We start from the raw sequence: 3016 nt of genomic DNA, 5'->3' as shown, positions 1-3016 counted from the left end.
AAGACCCCGCAACACTCGGTCAAAATCATCCCGGATCACATGCAGACCCGTCGATGCCGCCCCGTGATAGGCGGATTTCAGGGCGTCGACCTGCTCGATCGAGCCGTCGGTCTCGAGGACGACGACGGTGGACGGCGAGAGCCCCACCGTCTCCACCTGGCTGTGGCCGCCGAGCAGGAGCGTGATGATCTCCTGGAAGAGCCTGAGATTGGTCTCGTGCTCGGGCGCGGAGTACCAACGGTCGAACAGCGTGATGAGCCAGTCGGCATAAGGCGTGGCCTGCTCGTCCGCCGGCCGGCCGGGTGGGCGGGTCGTCCAGTTCCCGTGGGGCAGGAGGAAGTCGACGGCGGGTGGCCGCCAGGCGAGCAGGCTCTCGTAGACCTCGAGCGGGTCACTCGTCGGATCGACGACGCCGAGCAGTCCGCCGAAAACGGCCCGGAAGCGATCGGAGGTGAGTCGTTCGAGTCCGGCCACGGTGCCGGAGAGGCTCTCCGCGCCATTGCGCAGCACCCGCCGGCGGTTGTGGTGCGCGAGGGCGCCGTCGACGCTCACGCCCACCATGATCGTATGGGTGCGGCAGAGATCGAGAAACCTCTCGTCGAGCAGCACGCCGTTGGTCTGCAGGCTGAACGTGACGTCCGTACCCGGCGGCGCGGCGGCGCGGAACGCCATGACGACCGACTCCAGCAGCTCGGCGCCGGCAAGCAGCGGCTCGCCGCCGTGCAGGATCACCTTCACCGCGGGCAGATTGTGACGGCGGGCATGCTCCCCGACCCGCGCGGCCGCGGCCGCCACGAGCTGCGGGCTCATGACGAGCGGCTGCCCCCGCCAGCCCTGATCGGCCTGGTGGTAGACATAGCAGTAGCTGCAGGAAAGATTGCAGCGGCTGTGCACCTTCAGCACGAACTGGCTGAAGGGCATTGCCCGCCAGCCCGATCGGCCGAGTACGTCGTGGCGCAGGAAGCCATATGGCCACCCCCCCGCGGTCCCGGTCGTTATGGTGGACACCCCGGCTGTCCGTCATCCTGTTTCAGGATCCTGGAGCTGAACCCACTCGACGGGGGCGACGACCTCGCCGCCTCGCGACAGACCCGTCGTAGCCCCCAACTCAACACGGGAAATTCCGTGGCCCTCGCCTCGAGAGGAACTATCTCGCTCACCTCGAGCAGGAGCGTCTCGATGTCGGACGACTCGTTCACCCGCTGACCTCCTCCGCCACCCCTGTCATCCAATCTAACCTGGGTCGCGGTGTGGTGCGCGCTATCCGAACCATGGCACGAACCGTCGTCCGGGCCTGCCCGGCGACGACGACATCGACCCGGATCCGCCGGTCCCCCATCCCGTCCTTTGCTGGTTTCCCGGACAGACCACGAGAGCGGCACCTGACACCGCAGCGCCTGCTGCACTTTGCCGCCGGTCACCGCCGTCCACACCTGAAATCTAGACGACAACCGGCTGGGAGACCACGCCGTAGACTCAGTTCTCACTTGCCTGCACCCGCACAGGTTGTGACGTGTGGTCGCAGCGCGTTCCGGCCACACCGTGTTGGAAAGAGGGGGCCTCGGTGCCGGGGGAGATCATTCACAGATCGAGGGGTGAGCGACCGCCTCGTACCGGAAAAGACCGCTCCGATGCCCCCGGTCGGCCAGACCGACTACGGTTCGACCGGCCTGCCGGGCCCGATGCCGACGGACATGCCTGAGGCGACGGACGGGCCGCCGCTGTACTTCTTTCTCAGCTACGCCCGCGCGGACGGCGAGGACGGCCCGTTTCTCGCCCGCTTCTTCCGGGATCTGCGGCACGAGGTCCGGGCCCGCTGCGGGCATCCGAGGGCAGACGAGGTGGGGTTTCTCGATACCTCGAGTATCCGACCGGGCGACGCCTGGTCACGGGAACTCGCCTCGGCGTTGGCCCGCTGCCGAACTTTCGTCGCCATATGCTCCCCCACCTTTTTTACAAGTGAGTACTGCGGCCGGGAATGGCAAGTTTTCGAGGACCGCCTCCGCCACCTGGAGGAGACGGGCGCGGGGCGGGCACCCGTCCTCCTACCAGTGATGTGGATCCCCTTACGCCCGCCGCCCTCGATTCTGGCCCGGCTGCAGTACAATCACGAAGATCTCGGCCAGGAGTACGCCAAGTTCGGCTTACGGTATCTTCTCCAGCTGAACCGGAACCACGACGAGTACCAGGAGTTCCTGGTAGCTTTGTCCGATCGGATCGTACGACTCGCGGCAGAGACCGCTCTGCCGCCCATGGCGGAGATCCCCGGCTTCGACACCGTGCCCAGCGCGTTTGATCAATGGGGTGACCGGCGCCCTGTCCCGCCTCGGTCCGAGGTGCCGGAGTTGATCCAGGACCCGGTCCCGCCGCCGCACTCGGTGGCCTCGACCGAGGCAGAGGCAGACCAGGGCACGGGTCTGGCCGGTACCGAACCCACGACACACCCGGTGACCGGGCCGACAAGTATCCTCGAGTCGACGGCGGGAACCGGGCCGGCCACGTACATTGGGCCCCGTGGTGACCGGGACGGACCTTCCACCGCTGTCCGCACGCAGGAAGCCGGCCCGGAGCCGGCCGACCACGTCGGCGGTCTGAAGCGAGTCACCTTCGTTCTCGCCGTGACCTCGGCCAGCGAACTCGCCGCCCTGCGCCGGCACTTGAGCTACTACGGCAGCCAGTACGACGAGTGGAAGCCCTACCATCCGCATCACAAGCAACGGGTCTGCGTCTCCGCCCAGTTCATCGCCGCGGGCCAGGAGATGTCTTCGGACATCGTCATGCTGCAGACCGGCATCTCCACGCTGCTCAAGCGGTCGCGCACGCGCAACGAGATCGTCGTCTTCATCGTCGATCTGTGGACCGCCACCATGGAACCGTTCCGTACCGCGCTGCTCGAATACGACCAGCGGAACGAACCGACGACCGGGGTGCTCGTGCCCTGGAATCCGGACGACGAGGAGACGCACGAAAACAGAGAACGGCTGTTCGAGACCCTCGCCAGCACCCTGCCGAACAA

General features: G+C 66.9%; 2 protein-coding genes. One reads left to right on the top strand and one right to left on the bottom strand.

Annotated features, from left to right (window positions below; translation table 11 throughout):
• Window positions 1-1008: radical SAM protein (locus ACY45C_RS19185; RefSeq protein ID WP_462188959.1), on the bottom strand; the 1008-nt coding region annotated here is incomplete at its 3' end.
• A 587-nt stretch (window positions 1009-1595) separates the two neighbouring features.
• On the opposite strand from ACY45C_RS19185, the gene ACY45C_RS19180 reads away from it, so the two are divergent.
• Window positions 1596-3016, top strand: a 1421-nt coding sequence (locus ACY45C_RS19180; RefSeq protein ID WP_462188958.1) for a TIR-like protein FxsC, incomplete at its 3' end; no start/stop codon positions are given.

It is taken from the genome of Frankia sp. CcWB2 (assembly GCF_977927585.1).
Note: the sequence above shows the minus strand (reverse complement) of the source record. Positions and strands in the feature narration are given on the sequence as shown.